The sequence below is a fragment of the Trueperaceae bacterium genome, assembly GCA_002707365.1.
Taxonomy (GTDB): domain Bacteria; phylum Deinococcota; class Deinococci; order Deinococcales; family Trueperaceae; genus UBA6957.
Map to the genome: position 1 here is coordinate 159,363 of PAMQ01000007.1, position 24,428 is coordinate 183,790.

Here is a 24,428-nt window from a genome sequence, read left to right on the forward strand (position 1 = left end):
GGGTCGCACCCATCTGGCATTAGACGACGTTTATTTAGGAGGTAATTCGTGGGCATCGTTTACGTTTCTCCCGAGAAAATGTGGGATACGTGGATCTACCAGGCCGGAAACGAGTTCCACCTGTTCTTCCTCTCGGAAGGCAACATAGGTAGGGCAGTTTCAGCAGATCTGATCCACTGGAACCATTTGCCACCTATCAAGAATATGGCCGTCGTCGGGGATTGGGACGAAACAGGGATGAGGATGACCGGTAGCGTAGCCAAGGTCGGTGAATCGTATTATCTGTGCTACGGCTCCCGTGGTGAGGGTACTCCAATCGGGTTGATCCGCTCCGAGGATCTCGTGACATGGACGCGAGTGGGAGATCATCCGATTCTGCCCTCGAAAACACCCTACGACGCTGGCAACTCCTGGCGTGACCTTACGGCATACCTCGACGAAGAAGCCGGGGTCTGGAATGGGTACCTGTATGCGATCCATGGAGAAACCGGAAAACCAGCGATCGCCCACATCCGGTCAAAGGATTATTTCACCTGGTCTTATCACGAACCGATCTACATGAGCGAAGAGACCTACAGTCGGACCAACAACGGATTCGTGGACCTCGAGGTTCCAGACTATTTCGAGATGGAAGGCACTCGCTACATGCTCTTCTCGAGCTGCCAGTCCAGAAAACACTCAACCTCGGGCAGAACCGACGCCATGGGCACATGGTACATAAGAGCAGATGTGGGGAACGAATCCTGGGAATTGCCTGCAGCGCCTCTACTTCTGGGCTCGGGCCAGGGCAGATTCGACAACTACGTAGGTCGCACGGTAATGTTTCGTGGTCAGCGGTTGCTCTACCATCATACCTGGGGTGAAGGCAAAGTCTCCTGGGCCACACCGAAGCTCATAACCCAAGATGCCAACGACAATCTCGTTCTCCGTTATTGGCCAGACCTTGATCGCTTGATAACAGGTGCCGCCACAGTTAATCGGAATTTCTCCGTGCATGCCGCTTCAAATGAGACAGCGTGTGAGCTGATCGACACGACGGTCGAAGACTTTATGCTGACCTGCACTGCCGACGTATCTCACGCAAATAGTGCAACATTGCTCTGGCACGTCCAACCTGTTCGCCACTCACATAGAGCGGGAAGCACCATTGTCGCCTCAGGCCTTCACATCGATCCCAAACAGAACACCATCTCTTTGATGGAGGTTCGGTACCTTGAACAAAGTATTCGTCGCTTCAATGGTAATACGTACCCGAGATATCTACGCGATAACTATGCCTTTGGGACGCTCAATTGCGGAAAACTCCAGATCAGAATCATCTCGAGAGCGCATCAAGTGGAAATCTATATCAACGATGTATGGGTGTTCTCGATGGACATGTCGGATCTACCCTTATCAGGCCAGTTCGGCATACTCTGTGATTCCGGGCAGACGCATCTTTCTGAAGTAGTAATTTCCGAGCTCGAACCACTGGCGCGAGAGTATTAGTAGCTAACCGCAATAACTAACCCATAGAATTAATTTATTTAAAGCCTATTAAAGGTACCGGCGTCCTGTGAAGTCATTAAATGTTCACTCGCAACGCTAGAAGGAAAGGTCTTGGCAGCCACTGAGGGTCCAGCCACTGATCACGGAGGTTAATATTAACCAATGAATCCCGAAACAGTGTTTGAACTGGGCATTATTAGTGACGAAATTAGTGACGATGTTGACTGCGCTTGCAATCTAATCCGCGAGTGGGGCTTGAACCACGTTGAACTCCGACGAATGTGGGGCAAAAACATTCTCGAGTTAAATCCTGAAGAGGTTGAACACGCTGCGGGGATAGTAAAACGACATGGCCTTACGGTCACTGCGGTTGCTTCTCCGATATTTAAGTCTTCCCGTGATGGCAAAATTAGCAAGGAGGCGCAGGGTGACTTTCTACTAGAAGGGTTCAATAGCTTTGAAGAGCAACTTAATTTAATTCGTAAGGCATCTGATATTGCGAAACAGCTCGGCACTAATTTTATTCGGATATTCACTTTTTGGCGCGAACTTTGGAGCACAGCTTTAGTCGATGATGTTAGCGATAAACTGATCGAAGCAGCTCGGCTAGCACGTGACCTGGACATTGTTCTGTTGGTGGAAAACGAACCTGTATGCATAGTGGGATCAGGCAAGGAACTGGGGCAACTTTTCCAAGTAATTGACCAGAAAACGGATATCGAAGTTCGGAAGCATATAGCAATGCTCTGGGATCCTGGTAATGCTTCTTACGGTAACAGCGAGACTCCCTATCCTGACGGTTACGATTTCCTAGACCCTACCCGTATCAAACACATTCACTTGAAGGATTCGACACTTGACAAAGACGGAAATCGACAATATGTGCCAATGGGCCACGGAACCATAGATTACGTTCAACAACTGAGAAATCTCAAGGAAAACGGTTATCAAGGAAGCCTAGTTCTAGAACCCCATTTCCACCCTGAGGGTCACACTAAAGAGTGGGCAGCGCATGTGTGTGTAGTTGCAGCTAAAGAGGTTCTTCGGCAAGCCCTAGATGATCGGTAGGGCTGATCATGGACATTCGAAAAGTCACTCTGTCTATTAGGTTCCCATAGACGGTTCTATACCCAAAATCCCATTAGGTAATTCGTAAGTCGCACCGTACTCTTCTTACAGTAACACTGGACTTCCATCACGTACCGATTGATAGATCGCCAGAATTATCTCTACTGATTTCCTAGCCTCAATACCATCGATACTGGGCTTGTCACCAGATTGAATCGCTGCGATGGTTTCAGAAATCTGACGTTGATGCATTTCAAAACCTATACCCAAGGGATCGGATGATCCGCTGCCAAGGGGTGCCTCTAGAGAAAGCATTTCAAGTTCTTCGTCTTCGCTAGAATCCTTGAGCTTCCAAGTGACAATCCTTCCTTCCTGAAGCACAATGGTGCCTTCTGTACCGCGTAATTCTACTTTTGCGGGCTGACCTGGCCAGCAACTCGTAGCTCCCTGGATTACCCCCATCGCACCACTACGGAAGGAGAGGGCTGCTGTCGCAGTGTCCTCGGTCTCCATTCCATGCCTAGAAGTTTGGGTCAAGCCGAAAACACTTTCAACTGGGCCAGCTAACCATTGCAACATATCTATACTGTGTATCGATTGATTCATTAAAGCTCCACCACCGTCTAACGCCCAAGTACCGCGCCAACCGACATCGTAATACTCTTGTGAGCGGTACCACTTCACGAATGCATCTGCAAGGACTATTTTCCCGAGCCTACCCTCAATAATTGCCTCTTTAACCTTTTTAACCCCGATCATAAAGCGACTAGGGAAAAAACAAGTTAAGGTGACCCCAGCTTCCTTAACTGCCGCAATTATAGAATCCATGCGATCAGTCGTAATTTCTAGGGGCTTCTCAATCATAAGATGTTTCCCTGCTTTGGCTGCAACCAAAGCAGGCTCCAAATGAGCACCACTTGGAGTACATATTGAAACGATGTCAACATCCGGGTGACTTACGGCAGACGCCAAATCACGAATCCAGTCAGCCTCGGCAGTAGCGGCTAATGCACGACCATTTTCCTCACCTCGACCTGTAATTACCACAACCCGGGCCTCAGTAATATGTTTTATGGCTTCAACTTGTACACCTGCAATGTTGCCAGCACCAACGATAGCAAATCCTAGAGGCATGTAATCCTTTCTTTAACTCTTGATATGACAGCTCGGCTCGTTTTCTGTTTGATCTGTCGAACTTTCCGTAGAAACGATGATTTAACGGGCTGACCGTTTTTTAGTTGGCCTAAGGTCTACTGTCTCGACGGTTACATTCTGAGGAAGGGTAGCCACTAAAACAACAAGATCAGCGAGATCCTGAGGTTGAATCATGACTGATCTTGACTCAGCATTAGGAGGTGCCGATCGCCTATCCAGAATTGGGGTGTTACCCTCTCCAGGGTTCAGAACCGTAGCCCGAACATTTCGGGGGTTACCCTCCTGATTAGTCACAACCGTTAAAGCTTCCATACCACGCTTTGACGAACTATACGCAACGCCACCCAGGAGGCTTGGGTTTGAGGCTGCCTTAGATGCAATATTAATAATAGTTCCGCACTCTTGTTTCATCATCCCTGGTAAAACTGCTTTCGTTAATATATAAGCGCTAGTGAGGTTTACCTCGAGAATCATTCGCCAAGCTTGAACGTCGGTATCCGTAATGCTGCGCGTAGTTACGTTGGTTCCTGCATTATTTACCAGCAACGTTACGGTTCCCCAAGCTTCTTTTACCTCTTCTACGACAGTTAATATTTCTTGTTCAGAACTGATATCAGCAGGACAAACCAGGGCATTACCACCTGCTCCCTCGATCTCAGCTTGCAGGGCTTCAAGCCGATCTCTCCTCCGGGCAACCAGTCCGACAAGGGCACCCTCGGCTGCCAATGTCTTCGCAATAACCCAACCGAACCCACTACTTGCCCCTGTCACTATCGTGACTACACCTCGCAACCGATTCATAGTTACTCCTTACCCTATAACCCTGAAGGCAGTAAAGAATGCTGGTGGCAATCAATTGACAAAGACACCTCAACACCCTTCTGGCTTAACATCATCCTGGCATTAGAAGGCTAAAGAAACATTCTGACCTCGTGAGCTAACGACTCAATCATTCCTTAGGGCCCTATAGTGGTCTCTGCTATGTCTGGTGAGCACCCTCCTTTTGATCCCCTACGTCAGCCTCTAAGGCCGTTCGACACTCCCGGTAGGTACCTGCACCAACACCGATTGCAATCTGGCTAAGTGGGGCACACATTGACTCACTTGCACCTCCGAGGCTTACTAGTTATAAGCTATGCTATCACCTCGATTCAGTACCCTTAAACTACGCCACGGTTTACCTTTACCTCGATTGGGCATCTCCCCTATTTAAACAGTGAGTCAATTGAATCGACCCACAGTTTTATGCCCAAAGTTAAGCAACGTAACGAAAGGTCTGTTTTGAGAAAATACTATTGACCAAATCAATTATGCGCTTAAGATAAAGCCAGCAAAACTTTGAAAGAATAGGCGACAAATCCCCAACAGGACCACTACATACTTGGCTATTAGCTAAGACTACGGAGTTGCTTAATCAATAGCCAAGTATCTTTGAGTTAACCTTCTGCAATACTCAGGCGTTCATCCCAACCGGTAACTTGCTTGCCGTTAACTCCAAAATTGGGCTAACAATCGCTGCTTTTTCTAGATCGGAGCACATTTCGAACAATGCGTTCCCTTGATCGAGAGGCAAGATATCTTGTGTTAAGGCAGCAAATTTAGTGCGGAGTTCGTCTTCAGTCATTCGGAATTCTGGCTCGCCTTTAGCGAACGGTACGCTACCTTCCAATTGTCGGCCATTACGAAGGTAGACTTCGACCGAAGCGCCATTACCGTCAGGATATTTACTTTCAATCTCTGGGTGAACCTCAATGTCAACAAGCTGACGTAATCGACGTACATCTGGGTCATCCCAGTGAACTAAATCTGCTGGCCACGTACTTCCCCTTGTTAGTGCGACAGCGGTAGCTACCCTTATACTTAAACCTGCTACCTCACGTGAACCTGGGTTAGGATCAACGCGAAACGAGGGTTGGAGAGCATAACGGTATGTGCGGACCAAAACCCGGTCAATATCGGAAGGATCTAGCTCTTCTGTCGCAAGGATGTTTTGTACAGCATCCACAGCTTGGTGAGTGTGACGGCATCCACCGTGTGGCTTAAAAGCAGTGGAAACAATAGAAAAGCTACTGCCAAGATCATCGAATAATTCGGTGCCACTACCATCACCAAATGCCCTTAGGAAACCATATTCCCCATCAATAGCTCCATCGGGTCCAAAGAATCCAGCTTGTGCGAGTTGGACAGCGAACACGCCATTACGGGCCGCAAAGCCAGATATCAGATCCTTAGTATCACAATTACCAGACTCATATACGTATTGTTCAGTTCCCGAAGCCATATCGGCTGCTATGCCTACCGCATTAGCAAGGGTTTCTCCCTCCAACCCTGCACACCTACCAGCTGCCAAAGCAGCAGCAATCGGTCCAAGGGTACCTTTCAAATCAAGGCCACGGCTGCGCTGCTCTTTTCGAACAGCCATTCCGAGTCGAACAGCTAAATCATAGGCCGCAACGATGGCTTCTATCACGGTACGACCTGGGGTCCTGTATACTTCAGCTGTAGCTAGAACAGCAGGAATCACTTCAGCAGCTATGTGGCCGGCACCTCGATGGGAATCGTCCATTCCTAGTACCTTTATCATTGTTCCGTTTGCGAAAGCAGCTCCTTCTGTTGTTGAGCGACTTCCATTACCTAATACCGTGGCTTGGTCACCTGGCATCATAGCGTTAACGTAAGCGAATGCCTTACGACCACGTTCTGTCTGGTATCCACCTAGTCCAGTGCCAATAGAATCGAATACGAGCCATTTCGCAATGCGAATGGCTTCCTCACTGATCTCCTCATACCTTAGTCCAAGCGCATAATCGACCAGTCGATGAACTAAAGTTCCGCTTGCCGCCATGTATTGCCTCCCTATCAACTTGTTTCTTAAAGTCTACTGCACCTATTGGGCATTGCCGCCTATAAGTGGCCGTAATGCATCTATCGCAAACCTGACATCATCATCAGTCAACTCGACCGTTACCGGCAGAGAAAGAAGTTCTCTAGATAACTTTTCCGTTATTGGTAAGGACTGTGACCCCTTTAAGCCTTCATCGTACACGGTGTAATGATGAACAGGAGGAGTGTAATGTAATACTGCTTCCACTCCAACCCGTCTAAGGGCATCGTGAGTAAACTTTTGATTGGGGACCCTAATCGTGTAAGAACGGAACGTAGGGTTTGATTCTGAACGGAAATCCGGAAGAATTGCGTTAGTATCAGCAAGACCTTGCTTATATGCCTCCGCAATCTCACGACGCCTCTGAGTCCAACCTGCTAAATGCGGTAACTTGATCCGGACAAGAGCAGCCTGCAACGGATCAAGAGGTACATTGTAGCCCTCCTCAAGATAATTCTGGCTACCCGGATCTTCACTTGGAGTTGGATCATGTCCATATCCAGTTAGTAACTCTAGCCGTTCCGCTATACCCGGATCGTCACAAACTATTATCCCGCCACTACCGACACTTCCCAATGGCTTCATCGGGGCAAAGCTAAACACAGCAGCGTCAGCAAAAGCACCTATAGGCCGGTTGTGATCCTCAGCGCCCGTTGCCAGTGCAGCATCTTCTACAATGGCTAAGCCGTGGCGCTGGGCTACCCCGGAAAGAGCCTTGGCATCAGCTGGGTGTCCGTGAAGGTCGACTGGAAGAATTGCTTTCGTACGATCTGTAATCAGAGGTTCAACCAAGCTAGGATCTATAGTGTAATCAGCAGCTATAACGTCACACAAAACTGGTACAGCCCCACAGAGAGAAATCGCTCCCGTCGTGGAAATATCGGAGTTAGCCACGGTAATAACTTCATCTCCCGGACCGACACCACAGGCTCGTAGTGCAATTACCAATCCGATCGTACCTGAGTGGACTGAAATAGCATAAGCCCGACCCGCAAGCTTTGCAAAAGAACGTTCCAGTTCTAATCGTATATCTCGACCTTCGCCTCCTACCGGACCAAAGAGTAGTGGCTCAAGGGCGGATCGTATCTCGTCTTGCAAAATTTGATGCGTTTCATGAACACGAGATCGGGGGACCTTAAACCCTGTAGGGTATTTTTCGGTCGGGTGCATATTTTAGGCCCTCCTTACCTATGCTAATTATGGAACTAGGTTATTTGTCGAGACGAATGTAGTATCTGCTCGCGTTGTGAGGCGAGAGCCTAACCGCACCTTCAGGAGTCACTAGGAAATTGTCGGATATTAGGAAACCTCGATCGTTTTCCAGAACAGTTCCAGGGTGGAACGACAAGACCATATTACTTTTCAACTCGAAATCGGGTGCCCCTAGGGAATTAGGCCCATCACTACCATCAAGCCCAGTACTGTGACAATCAGGAGTATGTTTACCTGCAACGGGAAAACCAAGTCCTCGGAGTGTGTCGTCATTGGCTGCCGATACATCTGCAAAAGTGTTTCCTGTCCGCGCGGCGGAGGAAGAAGCCTCGACCGCTCTTAAATAACCCTGTAAGAGGCTATCGATTTCGTCAGGAAGCTCGTTAAAGGAAAACACGGTCGTCATTTCGAGCCAATATCCCCAGGGAGACTCGTACACTATTTCAAAATTGATGATGTCGTCTACGCCCATTCTATGGTTCTTGTCGGTAGGAACCGTATAAGGGGTAATGTCTAGAGACAGTTTTGTCCGTCCCCAGAAAGCACCGTGTGACTTCACGTAAGCTTCGGTTGCAGCGCAAACATCCCAATAGCGCGCACCAACGTATGCAGAATCCCTAAACACATCTAAACAACCATCGAGAATAGCTCCGTTCTGCTGTAAGGCTTCCAACTCAAATGGCGTCTTAATCTGCCTAATAGTGTTATAGGCGTCAGTAACCTCGACTACCTCGTAACCGTTAAGTGCCGCCATGAACTTGGCGTGCTCACCAACGCTCAGTAATTTATTCATATTTACCATCCCGATGCGCCGGCTCTTTTCTGCGTAATTGCGGGCAAGGTTGGTAGTTTCACCGACTATGTCACCTGGTGAAATCACGCGATCCTTCTGGGTGGTAGTTTCATTTCGACTCCAAACTCCCTGATAACTACTCCACACCAAGAGCCACGGGTCAGGATCTTCAGAACCTAATACTCCGTACGCTGCGCCACCCCAGAGGTGTACGTTTGTAATGTAACGGAGTGCACCGAGACCGCCAGGGGCCCCACCCCCAACAATAATTATCGCTCCTAGATCTTTTTCTGCCATCATGGCCTGTATCCTATTGATACGTTGAGAAACGTCGCGTGTTAAAGCATCGTGAGTTAGCATTACTTTTCCCTTCTAGTTTCAGGTCGAGTGTAAAAGTTGAGGTGCCTCAAGATTGCCCCTAAGTTACAGGGTCACCTAGTATCGCTAGAGTGACTCCTTCCGGCAACAACGGCCAGGACGCGCCTGCATGCAGCATTACGCCATCCCTAGGAGCCCGGATCTCCTCTAGTGTTTCTCCCGTATAGGGGTGCAGTACGTAACCAATCTGCTCGCCGGCTGCCACCGATTCACCACGCTTTTCGGAATCCATAAATGTGAACCCGCGCTCGCCGTTAGGTTTAATAAAGGTGTGACCATCTATGATTTTTACAGGCCCTTCTGACTCGAGTTCTCCTTCAATCATCCCGAGGTGTCGGAGGCCATTTAAGACTGCATTTCGGGTGCGCCTCATGTCGTCATCACGGTAGTCACGTAAACCTGGTCCACCACCAATCCAGGTAGAACACACTGCCTTACCGTCCTGAGCTGCCTCAAACGAACTAGAAGCATCATCGGGTTGACCTAGAAGCACCTGTGGCAAACCAAGTGAAATAGCAAGATCGGTGGAAGCTTGTATGGCGCCAGTCCGATAAATCCCGGCATAGCGGAAGTAGCCCCACTGAGCACCAGTTCGTATATCGATCACTGCATCAGCTTGGGATATAACTTCGTTGTAATAGCGGTAAATCAACTGCTCACTTACGGTTCCATCAGCGTTACCCCGCCCCAGAGCGTTAAGATCCTTATCGTCCCAAATCGCATTGACTTGTTCAAATTCGAAACCAGAGGTGTTGAGTAACGGAACGACGATTAGCGTTCCAGTGATTTTGGCTGGATCCAGTTCAGCTACCAAACCAGGTAGTGTCAATGATGGCTCGACCTCAAGTCCACTAAGTCCCGCTTGCACCAGTAACACTGGGCCCTCAGACTGACCCTGAATTATGTGAATAGGAACATGTACCGGAAACCGCGCGTGAGTCTTTCCAACTTCGAACTTACCGAAAACCTTCTCCCCTGGTTGAGCCTGGATATCCCCAATTTTCATCTTATTCACCTCCTTGTTCGTCGAATGATACGTATACATCCATACTACGTCGATCCTCAACTCGATCTATCTCACCTAATATGCCAATAGAAGTCGCACCGATAGTGACCCACTCTTGACCACTCGGGATAACTATTGCATCCTCTGTATTGGGAATATTAGCTAGCAACTCGCCAGTATAGGGATCCACCAAAGTCGCATAAACTTCACCCTCAGAAACATGTTCGCCGAAACGCCGTTGGCGAACAAAAAGACCGTCGACATCAGGCTTCCATAGGACAACGTTGGCGTTATAAACAGTGCATTCAGGGGTATCAGCTTCGAGTTCGCCATCAATCATCCTCATGGCTTTCATCGTGTTCCAGATTCCGCGTTCAGCATCAGCTACATTATCTGCACCGTTCTTAAACCAACCAGTGCCTCCGCCGAATTCCAAAGTGATTTGCAATACACCAGCATTCTCAATGGCATCCTTAGCTAAATTTGCACCAAACGTATTTGGTGGAAAAAATGCTGCTTGATCGAGTCCGAATGCAACCACAAGCTTACGGCGTTTAGCCTCCATCGCAGTAAGGTTATTTGGATCTTTTTCAGCCCCGAAAAGGACATAACGCTCGTACGCGGTACGAGCTCCAGCGTGAAAATCAAGCATTACGTCTGCTTGACGTACAACCTCTTCAAAATAAACGTGAGCAATCTGGTCAGAAACGCTCCCATCAGATTTGCCCGGGAACAAGCGACTAATATCTTTGTTATCAACGCTTGAGCCTCGCTCGCCAAGCTCAAATCCAACACGATTAACTACCGGCACGGCAAGAACGTTACCGCGTATCGACTTAGGATCAAGTTTCTTTATTATATTAAGAATCGCTATTGATCCAATGACTTCGGCACCATGAATGGCCCCCTGCACTAATAGTGTGGGACCAGGTTCAGTGCCGGCAAAAAGGTGTACCGGTACGTCAGGTGCAAGACCAGATCGGGACCGTGGACCTTCCAAATACCCGAAAGTGTGCTCCCCCGGTTGAGCTTCCAAACTACCAACTCTCATTTATGTCTCCCCTTTCAGACAACGCTACGACTAAGAGCGTCCTCAATATCACGATGGCTTAGTTCCTATATGACTCTCGAACCAACTCAAGATCCTGTGTAATCTTTCAACTCTATTTCCAGGCCTCCCGCCTCGGGAAAGCCCGTGGCTCTCTCCTTCGAACACTACTAGTTCTACCTCACGACCGAGCCAGCGCAGAGCGGCAAACAACTGTTCAGCCTGCTCAAGCGGACAACGATGATCCTGATCACTATGAATAATGAGCAAAGGAGTATGAATATCACCTACATAAGCAATGGGTGATTGTCGCCAAGATGACTCTAAATTTTCGATGGGGTTAACACCAGTTTCTCCTTCTGTGCCCTCAGGACCAATATCAGACGTCCCTAAAAAACTGATCTGATTAGAAATAGACCTCTGAGTCACTGCAGCGGCGAACCTGTCGGTGTGCCCTACAATCCAGTTCGTCATAAAGCCGCCGCAACTACCGCCGGTCACGCCAAGACGATTTTCATCAACGAACGGTAGTGTCACGAGGTCATTCACCCCAAGCATAGTCTCGTCGTAATCACGACCACCCTGATCACCTTCACTTGCTCTGGTCCAGGCTTGACCATAACCAGCTGTTGTACCTCGTACATTAAATGCGTTAACTACAAACCCAGCTTCAGCGAGACATTGAAATTCATGGCTAAAGTCCCAAGAAAACATCGAACAATGCACGTACACGATAGCTGGATACTGCTTAGACTTATCAAACTTGGTTGGTAACCAAAGCCAACCTTGTATCTGATCCTTATCTAAACCTTCGAAATAACGCTCTTCGGGTAAGACTAATTTCCGGTCCTGTAACCAGGGATTTAACGCAGTAAGGCGCTTTGTCTCTTCCGAAGTCCATTCAAACAAGTCACCTGGATTTGTTGGATCTGCCCAACCATAGACTGCCGCATCCCCAGCCCTCGGGCTGTAGTCGAAAACGACTCCTTGGCCAGAAGCAATAGTCTCAAAAGTTCCTGTCGTGTTGATCCGACAAAAGTGGGTAGCCCCCTCTACGGTCAAAAGAAAATAAATCCAAGGGTCACCCGCAGGCCACTTGACTGTTATGTTGGATAGCGCTACCCGGGTGTCCGATGCAGCGTAGTTTCCGACCTCCTGGTCTAGAGCACCTAGTTCCACTGCAGTACCATGCTCCACGTCGGCAAGGTGAGGGGTTAGGAATACCCTGCGGTTAGTGGGAGCTGGGTGATTGTGCCCCGCAAACGCTATGCTACGGTCGTCATCACCCCATGCCGGACTACGACAAGCACCTTGCCAATTAACCAGTAGTCGGACTGGCGATCCTCCTGGATAATCACAAAGGAAAATTTGTCCCTGGCCAAGCGCTACGTTCTGTTCTCGAGCCGTACCAACAAATGCAAGGCGTTTCCCTGATTCACTCCAACTTGGCTCAGAGTAGTCACATTCGCTATCGGTGATTTGGGTTAGATTTCCACTAACCCTCTCCATAACCCAGATTTGAGAATAACGGTTGTGTACAAAACCAACGCCATCCTGTTTATACCTAAGACGTCGAATTACCTTAATGGTTGGTGCCGGCAATCCAACCTCTATGTTGCGACTAGATTCATCGTGTATTGGTGTCCAGCGAACTCCAGCTAGGTGAGAGCCGTCATTATCAAACACTAACCCCGTCATAGGCTCCTTACCTACGTCGTGAATCTGCAGTTGGTTTACCTCGCTCGACCAGATTTGAACAGAATGGCTATCACCCTTACTCCAGGAGAAGGCTAAACTCTTCCCGTCAGCACTCCAGGTAGGACTTGAAGCTGATCCCGTCCCACTGGTAATTAGGTTTCCCTCCTGCTGTTTAAGATCCCGCAAGTAGAGGTTTGTCTTATAACCATTTATCTGAAGGTCAATTTCACGAACTGTATAGGCTACATAGGTGCCACTTGGATCAAGTGCGACCTCAACAAGCCATTTATACTTTGTTAGATCTTCAGGAATAAGGCCACGCTGGATCTCGAAATTACTCGCGGACCCAGATCCACTCTCGGCAATGCTTTTGCGTACCTCCGGTGACTGACTTGCCTGGCTCAACCGAGAGGCTCCAAACCAAGTTCCTGAGCGAGAGGCCGCAAAGACTGGAGGGTTTCTTGGGACACAGGAATCCCCTCTTTGCGCCTTTGTTGCATGCGCTCGTCCTCTAGATCACCTGGAAGCAAGACGGGTGAAGAAGGGTCGATGGGGGGAGCGCTCTTGACCTCCGCAATAAGTTTAGTTAGGCGTGTTTCAAATTGTTCGCTAGTCATGAAAATGGTGGGATCAAACGCCATCATCATGTGACCAACATCATAGTGATTCTCGTCTTGGAAAACGTCTAACCCGAACTTCGCACCGGTCATCACACCAGTGAACACATCAGTAAAGAAACTCAAACCATAACCCTTATACTCACCGATTGGGAGTACCGGCCCGTCCATAGCGGCTGCCGGATCCGTGGTTCTTTCTCCGTCAGGGGTAAGTGCCCACGTGTCGGGCATAGCACGACCCTGCTCTAGATACCAACGCATCATTCCCTTGCCTGACATGGTAAGTGCCATATCAAGTAACACGGGTCCACGTTCTTTGCCTGGATAAGGGACCGCTAGGCCCCAGGGATTAGTGGCGAGAACAGGCTTTGCTGAACCCCAAGGAGCCATTTCAGCACGAGCATTAGTCATCGACCAACCTATGAGACCCGCATTAGCTGCCGTCAGGGCATGATATCCAGCAATACCAAAATGGTTACTATTACGCACCCAAACTACCGCTAAACCGGTGGCCTTTGCCTTCTCTGAAGCGCGAAGCATTGCCCGTTGGGCAGCAACATAACCAAATCCCTTAGCGGCGTCTAAAAGAGCGTAACTAGGTCCATCTCGGTCCCAGGACATTGGGGCGTCTGCAATAATTCCACCATTACGAATCCTGTTGAAGTAACGGAGGAGCTTCTCTACCCCTTGACCTTGACCTGGGTGGTACCACAAGGATGCCGTAACTACGCCGTCAGCTACGATTTCTGCTTCTTCTGCTGTGGCCCCAAGCGTTGTAAGAAACGTTTCAATAAAACCCCTTAAGTCCTTTTCGGGGTAGAAAGTCACTGGTTCTTTGTCAGTTAAGTCGTATGCCATTTACGTCCCTTCAGCAAACTAATGGTCACGACCTAACCTCCAACGCCTATTACGTCCATCGCCGCCTTCATGCGGCCAAGACCTTGAATTAGTTGCTCCTCAGGTTGTAAGAAAGTGATACGGAGGAAGTTGTCCATATCTTCAGAAAAAGCTCCACCCGGGTAAGCAAGTACATGTGCTTCGTCAAGAATCCGCTGCGCCAATTCTATGCTCCCCATACCAGTATGTTTAACATCCACAAAGACAAATTGCCCGCCCTGAGGAGTTCCGTAAGTGAACCCCATATCATCCAGGTAATCAAGGACAATCCGTCGTCGCTGCGAATAAGCTTCACGCATGGCATTAGCCTCGTCTTGAGGACCGGTCAGTGCCGCTAAAGCAGCATATTGGGAAACAAGAGACGCCGGCCCTGAAACAGCTGCCTTCAAGTCCCGAACGCGAGTCATTAGATCGGCTGGACCAGCAACCCAACCAGCCCGCCAACCCGTCATAGCATAGGTTTTCGAAAGCGCATTTAGCGTGAGAGTACGCTCTTTCCCTCCTGGCAGAGAAGCTGGGCTCGTATGCACAAAGTCGTCGTACAGAATCAAATCATAAATGTCGTCTGCAATGATGATTAGATCTTTCTCTTGTGCAATTTGTATTAGTTTTTGCTGATCTTCTCTAGAAATTACACTTGCTGCAGGATTATTGGGAGAGACAAGCAGAAGAGCTCGGGTTTCGGGAGTAATTGTTTGTCTCACACGATCAGGATCGACCCGGAAAGCTTCTTCCGCATAGGTGGGCATACTTACAATCTGACCACGGGCAAAAGTAACAGAGTCCTTATATGTATTGTAGTTAGGTTCGGGTACCAGGAGACTGTCGCCCTCGCCAATGGCTGCGACAACCATAAGGAATAGTGCCTCCTGGCCTCCATTAGTAAATACGATTTCAGTGTTCGGATCAAAACTGGCTCCGTTGACCCGTTCAACCCGTTCAGCAATGGCCTCACGCACGACAAGCAATCCTTCAGCTGGGGAAGGTTCGGTTAGTTTATTCTCCATTGCATCTTTAGCAGCTTTTACAATGTGCCCAGGGGTATCGAAATCAGGATCGCCCCGGCCCAAGACTATGGCATCGTCGTAACCACGTACTTGCGAAATGAGGTGATAAAGAACCTCAGTGCCTCGCTTTTTCTTCTGTTCACTCATAGGATCTCTCCTAAGCCTGGAGTAGTTCGATGTGTTTTCTGTGGATTGGGATATTGCCTCAAAAGATATGTCATTACTTGACCCCTTCGGTTATCGAAAGTCGGAGAACATCAGGAGCTCCGAAACCAGCTCCATCTAATGGAGTCAATCCACGATCTCTAAGAGCACTAACAATGGCATCCGTTCGGCTTACAGCCACCAGATTGGCTGTATTGCCAACAAGGATTTCAGCTCCAAAAGAGTTCAGCCACTCAAGCATACTTTCCTTATTTTGGCTTAGGCTTGCTGCAGCCTCACTCCGACGAACTCCGTAGCCGTCACTCGCTCCAAGGGCTGCGTACTGGGTGGCTGTGGAAGTACAGATCGAAATAATCTGTTTCATGGCAGTGATTCCCGGTAAATGTTCCTCGTTAGTCGCTATATACCCGATCGAAAGGCCTTCAAGGCCAACTCCAGGAAAAGCTTCACCCAAGAAGGTTATCCGCCCCAAACTATTTAAATCGTTATAAATATTAGGGTCTTGGAGCCAACCAGAAAGACCAGTATCAATCATTACTAGAGCACCGTGTTTATCAGCAAGGTCAGAAATTTGATCGACCTCATTACTGTCATAAACAGCACCAGTTAGGCGCCCTGGCGATTCAAGAAAAATTCTGTTGGCACCCGCAACTAAGGCGCTTTCGATGGCTTCAATCGTCGGAATTCGACGAAGATCATCTTCTACCTTAATCCACGTGTGTTTAGTGGATCTGATACCCAACGCCTTCCTAACGCCAGGATGGACAATCGAAGGCACTGCCAGAACACTAGATTCCTCTGCTAAAACCTGAAGAGCAAGGAAGCGGGCTTCTTGAACCCCAGCAGTTACTAACACTCCTTCTGGGTTATACCCAGATGGTAGAGCGTCTGCTATGGCTTCACGAAGCGGCATGATTCCTGGAACATCCACGTAATGAGTCTGCCCCTCCTGTAGAGCATTATTAGCTGTTGTAATAGCGTGTTCAGACAACTGGGATGTCGGCTGATCTCCTCGCAAATCATCTAGGTTATTGCCGAAAGAAGCCACATCAGATACCCCTAAAAGTTCGTTAGCCTGATGGGCGGTCATTAATTGGTCTTTTTTACTCTGCTCCATATTCCTCCAAAAATGTCTCATAGAAATATATTCTCACTATTGCAAGCCTGATCAATTCTTAATTTAGGTAACCCGCTTTATCCCTCCTACACTTATTGACCCCGCAATCGCGGATCAAGTAGATCGCGAAGCCAATCTCCTAAAAACACCACTCCTAATACAGTTATGGTTATAGCTATACCTGGAAATGTTGACATCCACCAGGCACTACCAATGACTTGTCTCCCATCTGACAACATAAGGCCCCATGTGACAGTAGGCGCCTGAACACCAAGACCCAGAAAACTTAGTGACGCTTCAGCAAGCATGGTAGTGGCAACCATCATGGTTGCTAAGACGATGATGGATCCAGTCACGTTAGGGAGAATATGCTTAAACATAATCTTGAAACTAGACTGTCCAAGAGCACGGGCTGCCATGACGTAATCAACCTCACGGACCGATAGTACTTCTGCCCGGGTCACTCGAGCGTAGGTAACCCAGCTAGTCACTCCGAGGATAAAAATAAGAGTCATGAGGCCAGCACCAACCACCCCCGATACGGCCACCACAAGCACAATGAACGGTATAGCTAAGAAGGCATCAGCGATACGCATCATAAAGTTGTCGATAAGGCCCCCTGAGAATCCAGAAACCAGGCCGTACGATACGCCAATCAAGCCGGCTATCACGACTGCAAGAACCCCAACAGTTACAGAAACCCTGGTCCCTGCGATAACTCGGCTCAAAATGTCACGCCCGAGTTGGTCACTACCTAAATAATAGATTCCAGTTGCGTCCTGGTGTCCTGGCGGCTTGAAACGAGAACGCAAATTGTGCTCTAAGGGGTCATGAGGGGAAATTAGTGGACCAAACAGGGCAACTAGAACAACGCCAACAACTAATACGGCACCAATAGTACCCACCCGACTACGACGAAGAGAACGAAAAGCATACCAAAATCGGGTGCGCCTAACGGCAAGTACTTCTCCTGAAGAGACGCTGTCTGCTAATGATGTTTCAGAAGAAATTTGGGAACTCATCTCGGCATCATCCCTGATTTCCTTGGAGCTCTATTCTAGGATCAATAAAGCTATAAATCACGTCCAAAACTAAATTAATAATAATAAAAGAGAGGGCGAACCAAAAAAGAGCCGCCTGCACTACCGTTATGTCTCGCACGCCGATAGACTCAATCATTAGCCGACCAATGCCTGGCCATGAGAAAACAGCCTCCACTACCACCGATCCCCCTAAAAGCCAACCAAGTTGCAACCCAAGTGCAGTAACAACAGGCAGCAACGAATTTCTTAAAGCGTGCCGAATAATTACAACTCTGCCAGCAAGTCCCTTAGCGTATGCTGTCCTAACATAGTCCTGACTCAATACCTCGAGCATGGCTGATCGTGTAAGCCGTGAGAGTCTAGCAGCAATACCTGTTCCCAGAGTCAGTGCCGGCATAATAATTGCACTAGCTTCAAGAGCCCCAAACGCTGGTAATAAACGGAGATTGACGGAAAAAATAAGTATTAGCATTAACCCCACCCAAAAGTTCGGCATGGCAGTCCCAAGGGTCGCCCCCATTGTGGCCACAATGTCCAACCAGGTGTTTCTCCTAAGTGCTGAAATAACACCAAGGGGAATCGCAATCAAGATGCCGATGACAGCTGACACTCCTGCCAAAAGATAGGTGTTTAGAAGCCTTTCGAGGACAAGTTCCATTGCCGGTATGCGAGCTTGCATTGATAACCCAAAATCTCCAGTTATCGCTTTTCTAACAAAAACCAAATATTGTTCCACTAAAGGCCTGTCAAATCCCCAGGCGGCACGTAATGCCGCAATCTGATCTTCGCTAAAAGTGGGTGGCGCCATAACCGAAATTGGGTCGCCCTTAAGGCGAACCATGAAAAAAACTATCAGCGAGACGATAAATATCGTCATTAAAAGCTGACCCAGACGAGAAACAATAAAAGTCTGCAACGAATCAGTATTCTGGTGCTAGTGCGCGTTGGTAATCAACTCTTGAGAGTTGATTACCAACGCGGCTCAGCAGCCCGTTCTTAATCTCTTAGTTTGAGATCCCGGAATGTAAACCAACCGTCAGCCCGGGGGGTCCAGTCAAATTCATTATTCATTGCGGTTACGCCAACAACTTCGTAGAGCGGAACCGTCACAGCCTGTTCAATGAATATCTCTTGCCAGCGCTCCCATAGTGCGAGGCGCTCGTCTGCGTCAATCGTAGTCAGGATCTGTTTACCTACAGAGTCCCACTCTTCAACACAAACGTTATAGTTTGCCTGTTGCCATTCGCATGTGTAAAACAAGGGAGTTAGGAACGGCGAGCCACCAAGCGCAACCATGTAGGCATCACGGTTATTACCTGGTGATCCCACTTGCTCACGTAGCGCCGAAAGCCCGAGAATATTTAACTCAACCTCGAAACCAACATCCTCAAGCATAGCTTTGACAACCTCAGCAACTTCCTTCTCGTTACCAAGCTGGAAGGCCATAGCATCAAAGAAGAGCTTCGGCTTGTTAGCGTTTGTATATCCTGCTTCTTTAATCAGTGCCCGTGCTTTATCTTGATCGAACCAAACATCAGCATTCAGCTCACCATGGTACTTTTTCGCGAAACTCTCACGATGTGTAGAGGCAATGCGAACTAGAGCTGGTCTTGCTGATCCCTGCACTTCCGCCAAGAGAGTACGGTCAAGAGCGTGTGAGATCGCTTGCCGAATACGAATATCGAGGGTAGCTGGCTCGTAACCAGGGTAAGTCTCATCCATGGCGCCTGATTCAGTTTCGCCACGCAAGTAAAGGTGAATCATTCTACTTGGAGCACCCTGCTGTAGGAGAATATCGGATTCACCCTGCAGACGTGCTACCTCCGGAAGAGGAACACTTGGGACAAAATCTACCTGCCCAGCAAGGAGTGCAGCAATCTGGCTAGCCTGCTCAGGTATTACCTGATAGATGATGCGGTCAATTGCAGGCCGACCAGCCCAGTAGTCATCCCAAGCTTCAAAGACATAGCGGTCGCTTTCCTTCAGCTCAACGAGTTTATAAGGTCCAGAGCCTACTGGATTGCGGGCAAATTCTTCCTCGCCTACTTCAGTTAAGTAGTCGGGGGGCAAAAGCTGACAACCGTTGTAACTGATGTCATTTAGGGTGTAAGCGTGGGGCTTACCAGTGATTACGTCAACCGTCCATTCGTCCACAATAGTTACATGGTCGATGAACGCCCACTGCGGATGGACAAGGAAGTCTTCTCTTGTCATAACCCGATCAAGATTCCATTTGACGGCCTCAGCATCAAGGGGTTCGCCATTTTGGAAAATCCCGCCCTCCCGAAGGTGGAAGCGCCAGGTAACATCGTCAATGGATTCCCAGCTTTCTGCTGCCTGGGGTACATAACCGCCGCCTTCATGGGCACGCCAGATAAGGCAATCGTAAAGAGTATTAGTAAGCCAGTGTGTGGAACCAAACCACGTTACCGGTGCATCCATCGTTCGGATTGGACCAGAGTGCGCGAACGTGAACTCTGTCTCATGCCCATCGGCCCACACTAAACCAAACAGAGAAACCGTGAGGGAAAGAACCAGTGCATTCAAAAATCTATTTTTTAGCATCTTTCTTTATTACCTCCGATAAGTAATTGCTTTCAATCCTATTTTAAACAAAAATCACCTGAGAAATTTACACACCTTAACCTAAATATTGATTGGATCAAAATATACATCAAGTATATTCAACCCTTCGTCACCATTCTCCCCCCCTTAAATAGAGCCTATCGGTTACTCGCCTTAAACTAAAGCGTAGACATTATACGAAAAATCTAACGTGGCTAGGTTATAAGGTGGTTCCCAAGTCAGGTGATTGAAACAATAACCCCTCAACTACCCAATAGAAATCGGACAACTCTAACCCGCCAAGATAACGTTCTCCCAACATGATTTTACTTGCACCAAAAAGCGTCTCGCACCTTACCATCAAATTTTGTTTAGTCACAAGAAATACCTTATAGGTTAATCACGAAATCACTTAAGGGCTTCGTGATTAATGATCGATAGAAACCGCGCAACCTAAATGTATTGTGAGTCTTTCCCCACTTATTAACTATTAGTGTGCACAATATGGGGCTGTGAGTTTTTGGCTCCCCCGCCACTATGCCCTGTTGCTGGTGGAAACACCAGTTTGGGGCATTCTATTGGCTCACGATATTACTCAACGAGCTCTTACCTTAGACGGCTTGCACTGGGTGATAGGATTGGGAGTAAGTCATTTATTTCTTAGTACTGGCGCAGCGTCTTTATTGAAACCGCTATCCTGGTCTGGCTTAATCGCTACTCACGGCGCAAGCCTAATTCTAAGTTTCTTATTTGCGCACCTACTTAGCCTAAACAAGATTTTCCAAATATAAATTTTTCAGTAACGTGTCCGTGTAATTACTGCAATTACTAAAAATACCCTTTCTTCTTTATTAATTTAGTCAAATCAACAATCTCCCCATCAATAGGGAAACTTTACGCACCAGCCTCAAAATATTTGATTCTCCCACTAAGTAACCCCTTACACGACAAGTATCTCTACGTTATCGTGGATTATGTTTCGTACTCTCATCATTGTGCTCGTGATTGGCGTGGGCGGATTTATTGCCCTATGGCAACTAAAGATAATCCAAATGCCTGTTAGCTCACCTATTCCTTCCGAAGAAGAAATTAGTTTGACCACACTATTCGAACTTGCAGGCGGACTGGACCCGGATGCCCTCAAAATCGTCTTATCCGAGGTAGAAAATATAGACGTAATAAACAACGAGGGGAAAACCCCGCTTATGGTTGCTGCGTCTAAGGGCAGCCTTGATGGTTTGAGGGTTTTGGTGGAAGCTGGAGCCAATCTTAATGCCACTACGACTGATGGGTATACAGCTCTGATGTTTTCAACACAATCCGCAAGAACTGCCAGAATCCCATTGTTCCTCTTAAATGCCGGTTCTGACCCGACCCTAACTAACTCAGATGGTAAATCCGCGTTTGATCTTGGCGCCGACAATGCCATTATTAGGAATTCAGGCTTATATAGGCGCCTTGAAGAGTTAGTAGATCAACCTTTTAACCCTAATTGGCCAAGTGGTTACCTCGTCCCAGTTAAAGAAGCTAAAATTAGCTCACGACCAAATCATCTCCCTGGTGCCCCTAGAAGGTATCGCAACGGTACGCATGAGGGGTTCGATTTTTATAACGGCACTGTTGGAGTCGAAATAGAGTACGGCACCCCAATACGAGCAGTTGCTTCTGGAATTGTGATCCGTGCTGATATCAACTACACGGAATCAACCCAAGAAATTTACGATGAAACAATACGGCTAGCGCGGGATAGCCTTGACACCGAGGTTGATGTACTTGACCGCCTACGTGGACGGCAGGTATGGCTTCGTCACGCCGGGGGTTTCATCTCCCGTTACGCCCACCTTTCTTCTATCCCAGCTTCCCTTGTAGCTGGGCAAGAAGTCTCTCAGGGACAGGTAATTGGGAAAACCGGAAATTCTGGAACTTTAGAAGCGGTTCAAGGTACCCGAGATGATCCCCACCCCCATGTGGAACTCTGGAATGATGAAGACTACCTCGGAAGGAATTTAGAACCTGATGAGATCTACCAACTTGCAAAGCAGGTTTTTGGAAAAGCCGCACTCCCACTCTCTTATGAATAAATTCCCAAGACCAAGAACGTAACCAATTAATTGAGGGGGTAAATATCACCGGATTTACCCCCTCAATTAATTGGTTACGTTCTAACGGCTCAATTACTGATAACTATCTTTTTGACCTTGGCTTCAGAGGCTTTCGGCATCTTTATAGTGAGTAAGCCATTTTCAACGCAGGCACTGATTTCATCCAGATCCACTGACGCCGGTAGATCGATGGTACGCGAGACCAAATCGTGGTTAATTCCTTTATAACTGTAACGACGGTCTTCCTCGACTTGGTCAGGGATAGTAACTTTAATTTCAAGCTTACGACCCAACACGCTAATATCGATTTCTTTACCAGTTAAACCGGGAACGGACAATTCTAAAATGAGAGAATCGTCCGTCTCATATAGATCAGCAGCCTGAACCTTATCTTTTTCGCTATAGATCGGACCACTAATCCACCTATCAAGATCGCCCTCAGCCCAAATACTTGGCCTTAATGCAAATGCAGGCAAAGAGCTTTTCAAATGAAACAAAGACATTGCATCCTCCTTATAAATTTGTTGCCTACAAGCAATTTCTCATTCTTAGGCAACGGCGGGGCAAGAAATAGATTTGGCGAAACCCCTATTGATGTAAATTATATTATCTGAGTCTATCTATGTCAAGTCTTATGCTTCTACCTAGCTAGTTAAACCTAACTGCAGTAAGCAGTCTCTTAGCCGCAATCGCGAAGCACTTATTGTGGCCGAAAGCCGAATTGATCTTGCGTAAACCCAAAATCAACAAATATTTTGGCTACCCGGGAAAATTAAAACCCCCGTGGCTTTCGGAATCGTAGTAGAGGTCAATCTCACCGGGAATAGTTGATATATCATCAACAACCTTAAACAAATGCATATCCTCTTCAGATATAGTCCCTAAGCCCAATAGAGTGCTCTTAATCCACTCAAGTAATCCCTCCCAAAAACTCACCCCAACAAGGTAAACAGGGAATGGTTTAATTTTCCTAGTCTGAATCAAAGTCAACGCCTCAAAAAGTTCATCTAACGTTCCGAAACCACCTGGAAAAACTACAAAGGCTGTTGAATACTTGACCAACATGACCTTACGTGTAAAAAAGTACTTGAAATTTAGGCAGTCAGTCTGAAAAGGGTTTGGGCTCTGCTCGTGAGGAAGAGTAATATTAAGGCCAATTGAACGACCACCCGCATCAAAAGCACCGCGGTTACCAGCCTCCATAATCCCCGGACCACCACCGGTTAGAACTGCGTATCCACAATCAGCAAGGTTCTTCGAGAGCAGGGTAGCTTTCTGATAGATCTCGCTATCCTCCTTTAAACGGGCAGATCCAAAGATGGTCACTGCCTTTTCAACGTCACTCATTTCCTCAAAGCCTTGAACCAGCTCTCCCATGATCCGAAACATCCGCCAACTATCTTCAGCAAGAGCGTCAATCACGTACTGCTTCTCAAAATTTTCCATAGTCGTATATTATATGCCGGGTACGTCAGAGACGGTATTTTGCGCCCTGCTCTAGGTTCAACTACCCATATTGACCCATTAACAACCAATCGTAATAAATCAAAGTACTAGGTCAAGAAGTCGGTCAAGACTAGGCTCCAATGCATCAGGATTTGACTTACGAAGACGTTTGGCATCATGCGCCCCCCAAGTTACAGCGTAGGTACTAAGCCTAGCTGCCTTTCCTGCTTCTATATCAGTAGACGAATCCCCTACCATCCAAAGACCAGCCTCTCCCAGAGCCTTCAAAGCCCGGTATATTACCTCAGGGTTAGGCTTGAAGGCGAAGCCATCAGTGCCCTGTATATGATCAAAGTAAATATCGAGACCCAGCGCGTTAGTAAATTCGATAGCTGAGCTAGTTCGTTTGGTGGTAGCAATAGCCAAACTAAAATCAAGATTGCGCAGTTGAGTGAGCACCTCTTTTACGCCAGGAAAAAGCCTAGAATGATCAAGAAAATGACGGGGATAGTGGTCTCGGTATGCTGCTACCAATTCACTAATGGTATCTGTGGGAGCAAAATGACAATACATGTCCCAAAGAGGCTTACCGAGCTGACCATGCACCTCACCTTGATCCGGTACGGATAACCCTACAACTTCAAATGCGTAACAGAAGCTATTGAGTATGTCTGGTAGAGAATCGACGAGCGTACCGTCAAGATCAAAGACTATGCCTTTCACCAATTAATGTTACCAG

21 protein-coding genes are annotated in these 24,428 nt (G+C 47.8%); 4 read left to right on the top strand and 17 right to left on the bottom strand.

What is annotated here, in order from left to right:
• Positions 1 to 48: 48 nt before the first annotated feature.
• Both CMO31_02905 and CMO31_02910 read left to right on the top strand, forming a co-directional pair.
• Positions 49 to 1,488, top strand: a complete 1,440-nt coding sequence (locus CMO31_02905) for a hypothetical protein (GenBank protein MAZ52946.1) — start codon at positions 49 to 51, stop codon at positions 1,486 to 1,488.
• 162 nt (positions 1,489 to 1,650) lie between these two features.
• Positions 1,651 to 2,556, top strand: coding sequence for a hypothetical protein (locus CMO31_02910; GenBank protein MAZ52947.1), 906 nt, complete (start codon positions 1,651 to 1,653; stop codon positions 2,554 to 2,556).
• Positions 2,557 to 2,661: 105 nt separating this feature from the next.
• On the opposite strand, the gene CMO31_02915 is transcribed toward CMO31_02910, so the two are convergent.
• From CMO31_02915 to CMO31_02980, 14 genes are all read right to left on the bottom strand, one after another.
• The gene (locus tag CMO31_02915) at positions 2,662 to 3,690 is read right to left on the bottom strand and encodes an oxidoreductase (GenBank protein ID MAZ52948.1); all 1,029 of its coding nucleotides are present in this window, start codon (positions 3,688 to 3,690) and stop codon (positions 2,662 to 2,664) included.
• Positions 3,691 to 3,771: 81 nt separating this feature from the next.
• Entirely contained in the window at positions 3,772 to 4,512 is a 741-nt protein-coding gene (locus CMO31_02920) for a 3-oxoacyl-ACP reductase (GenBank protein MAZ52949.1), read from the bottom strand.
• A 652-nt stretch (positions 4,513 to 5,164) separates the two neighbouring features.
• Positions 5,165 to 6,556 carry a hypothetical protein gene (locus CMO31_02925; GenBank protein MAZ52950.1) on the bottom strand — a complete coding sequence of 464 codons (1,392 nt, stop codon included), beginning with the start codon at positions 6,554 to 6,556 and terminating at the stop codon, positions 5,165 to 5,167.
• Positions 6,557 to 6,598: 42 nt separating this feature from the next.
• The gene (locus tag CMO31_02930) at positions 6,599 to 7,765 is read right to left on the bottom strand and encodes an erythromycin biosynthesis sensory transduction protein eryC1 (protein MAZ52951.1); all 1,167 of its coding nucleotides are present in this window, start codon (positions 7,763 to 7,765) and stop codon (positions 6,599 to 6,601) included.
• A gap of 40 nt (positions 7,766 to 7,805) precedes the next feature.
• Positions 7,806 to 8,960 (bottom strand): hypothetical protein, encoded by a 1,155-nt coding sequence (locus CMO31_02935; GenBank protein MAZ52952.1) that lies wholly within the window; start codon positions 8,958 to 8,960, stop codon positions 7,806 to 7,808.
• 58 nt (positions 8,961 to 9,018) lie between these two features.
• Positions 9,019 to 10,023, bottom strand: coding sequence for a hypothetical protein (locus CMO31_02940; protein ID MAZ52953.1), 1,005 nt, complete (start codon positions 10,021 to 10,023; stop codon positions 9,019 to 9,021).
• Positions 9,986 to 11,035, bottom strand: coding sequence for a hypothetical protein (locus CMO31_02945; GenBank protein MAZ52954.1), 1,050 nt, complete (start codon positions 11,033 to 11,035; stop codon positions 9,986 to 9,988). The genes CMO31_02940 and CMO31_02945 overlap by 38 nt, the downstream gene beginning before the upstream one ends.
• Positions 11,036 to 11,083: 48 nt before the next feature.
• Positions 11,084 to 13,135: a hypothetical protein gene (locus CMO31_02950; protein MAZ52955.1), complete on the bottom strand. Its 2,052-nt coding sequence runs from the start codon at positions 13,133 to 13,135 to the stop codon at positions 11,084 to 11,086.
• Positions 13,132 to 14,205, bottom strand: a complete 1,074-nt coding sequence (locus CMO31_02955; protein ID MAZ52956.1) for a malate dehydrogenase — start codon at positions 14,203 to 14,205, stop codon at positions 13,132 to 13,134. The genes CMO31_02950 and CMO31_02955 overlap by 4 nt, the downstream gene beginning before the upstream one ends.
• Before the next feature lie 32 nt (positions 14,206 to 14,237).
• Complete coding sequence (locus tag CMO31_02960) at positions 14,238 to 15,398, bottom strand: aromatic amino acid aminotransferase (GenBank protein MAZ52957.1); 1,161 nt, start codon at positions 15,396 to 15,398, stop codon at positions 14,238 to 14,240.
• 73 nt (positions 15,399 to 15,471) lie between these two features.
• On the bottom strand, positions 15,472 to 16,554 hold the full coding sequence (locus tag CMO31_02965; GenBank protein MAZ52958.1) for a hypothetical protein: 1,083 nt from the start codon (positions 16,552 to 16,554) through the stop codon (positions 15,472 to 15,474).
• A gap of 71 nt (positions 16,555 to 16,625) precedes the next feature.
• The gene (locus CMO31_02970) at positions 16,626 to 17,555 is read right to left on the bottom strand and encodes a peptide ABC transporter permease (protein MAZ52959.1); all 930 of its coding nucleotides are present in this window, start codon (positions 17,553 to 17,555) and stop codon (positions 16,626 to 16,628) included.
• 7 nt (positions 17,556 to 17,562) lie between these two features.
• Entirely contained in the window at positions 17,563 to 18,492 is a 930-nt protein-coding gene (locus CMO31_02975; GenBank protein ID MAZ52960.1) for an ABC transporter permease, read from the bottom strand.
• Between the two features lie 80 nt (positions 18,493 to 18,572).
• On the bottom strand, positions 18,573 to 20,141 hold the full coding sequence (locus tag CMO31_02980; protein ID MAZ52961.1) for a hypothetical protein: 1,569 nt from the start codon (positions 20,139 to 20,141) through the stop codon (positions 18,573 to 18,575).
• Between the two features lie 512 nt (positions 20,142 to 20,653).
• Here CMO31_02980 and CMO31_02985 point away from each other — a divergent pair.
• Entirely contained in the window at positions 20,654 to 20,932 is a 279-nt protein-coding gene (locus CMO31_02985; protein MAZ52962.1) for a hypothetical protein, read from the top strand.
• 183 nt (positions 20,933 to 21,115) lie between these two features.
• The gene (locus CMO31_02990) at positions 21,116 to 22,222 is read left to right on the top strand and encodes a hypothetical protein (GenBank protein ID MAZ52963.1); all 1,107 of its coding nucleotides are present in this window, start codon (positions 21,116 to 21,118) and stop codon (positions 22,220 to 22,222) included.
• A gap of 89 nt (positions 22,223 to 22,311) precedes the next feature.
• Here CMO31_02990 and CMO31_02995 read toward each other — a convergent pair whose 3' ends face one another.
• The 3 genes from CMO31_02995 to CMO31_03005 all read right to left on the bottom strand — a co-directional run bounded on the left by CMO31_02995 (position 22,312) and on the right by CMO31_03005 (position 24,415).
• The gene (locus CMO31_02995) at positions 22,312 to 22,746 is read right to left on the bottom strand and encodes a heat-shock protein Hsp20 (protein ID MAZ52964.1); all 435 of its coding nucleotides are present in this window, start codon (positions 22,744 to 22,746) and stop codon (positions 22,312 to 22,314) included.
• 256 nt (positions 22,747 to 23,002) lie between these two features.
• The gene (locus CMO31_03000) at positions 23,003 to 23,689 is read right to left on the bottom strand and encodes a TIGR00730 family Rossman fold protein (protein ID MAZ52965.1); all 687 of its coding nucleotides are present in this window, start codon (positions 23,687 to 23,689) and stop codon (positions 23,003 to 23,005) included.
• Positions 23,690 to 23,788: 99 nt separating this feature from the next.
• The gene (locus CMO31_03005) at positions 23,789 to 24,415 is read right to left on the bottom strand and encodes a haloacid dehalogenase (GenBank protein MAZ52966.1); all 627 of its coding nucleotides are present in this window, start codon (positions 24,413 to 24,415) and stop codon (positions 23,789 to 23,791) included.
• Positions 24,416 to 24,428 lie beyond the last annotated feature (13 nt).

What these genes read in the sequence shown, in the direction of transcription:
- CMO31_02965 (MAZ52958.1), bottom strand. Translation starts at nt 16,554, where the DNA reads ATGAGACATTTTTGGAGGAATATGGAGCAGAGTAAAAAAGACCAATTA.
- CMO31_02940 (MAZ52953.1), bottom strand. Translation starts at nt 10,023, where the DNA reads ATGTATACGTATCATTCGACGAACAAGGAGGTGAATAAGATGAAAATT.
- CMO31_02910 (MAZ52947.1), top strand. Translation starts at nt 1,651, where the DNA reads ATGAATCCCGAAACAGTGTTTGAACTGGGCATTATTAGTGACGAAATT.
- CMO31_02995 (MAZ52964.1), bottom strand. Translation starts at nt 22,746, where the DNA reads ATGTCTTTGTTTCATTTGAAAAGCTCTTTGCCTGCATTTGCATTAAGG.
- CMO31_02980 (MAZ52961.1), bottom strand. Translation starts at nt 20,141, where the DNA reads ATGCTAAAAAATAGATTTTTGAATGCACTGGTTCTTTCCCTCACGGTT.
- CMO31_02935 (MAZ52952.1), bottom strand. Translation starts at nt 8,960, where the DNA reads ATGCTAACTCACGATGCTTTAACACGCGACGTTTCTCAACGTATCAAT.
- CMO31_02925 (MAZ52950.1), bottom strand. Translation starts at nt 6,556, where the DNA reads ATGGCGGCAAGCGGAACTTTAGTTCATCGACTGGTCGATTATGCGCTT.
- CMO31_03000 (MAZ52965.1), bottom strand. Translation starts at nt 23,689, where the DNA reads ATGGAAAATTTTGAGAAGCAGTACGTGATTGACGCTCTTGCTGAAGAT.
- CMO31_02960 (MAZ52957.1), bottom strand. Translation starts at nt 15,398, where the DNA reads ATGAGTGAACAGAAGAAAAAGCGAGGCACTGAGGTTCTTTATCACCTC.
- CMO31_02945 (MAZ52954.1), bottom strand. Translation starts at nt 11,035, where the DNA reads ATGAGAGTTGGTAGTTTGGAAGCTCAACCGGGGGAGCACACTTTCGGG.
- CMO31_02915 (MAZ52948.1), bottom strand. Translation starts at nt 3,690, where the DNA reads ATGCCTCTAGGATTTGCTATCGTTGGTGCTGGCAACATTGCAGGTGTA.
- CMO31_02930 (MAZ52951.1), bottom strand. Translation starts at nt 7,765, where the DNA reads ATGCACCCGACCGAAAAATACCCTACAGGGTTTAAGGTCCCCCGATCT.
- CMO31_02920 (MAZ52949.1), bottom strand. Translation starts at nt 4,512, where the DNA reads ATGAATCGGTTGCGAGGTGTAGTCACGATAGTGACAGGGGCAAGTAGT.
- CMO31_02955 (MAZ52956.1), bottom strand. Translation starts at nt 14,205, where the DNA reads ATGGCATACGACTTAACTGACAAAGAACCAGTGACTTTCTACCCCGAA.
- CMO31_02990 (MAZ52963.1), top strand. Translation starts at nt 21,116, where the DNA reads ATGTTTCGTACTCTCATCATTGTGCTCGTGATTGGCGTGGGCGGATTT.
- CMO31_02970 (MAZ52959.1), bottom strand. Translation starts at nt 17,555, where the DNA reads ATGAGTTCCCAAATTTCTTCTGAAACATCATTAGCAGACAGCGTCTCT.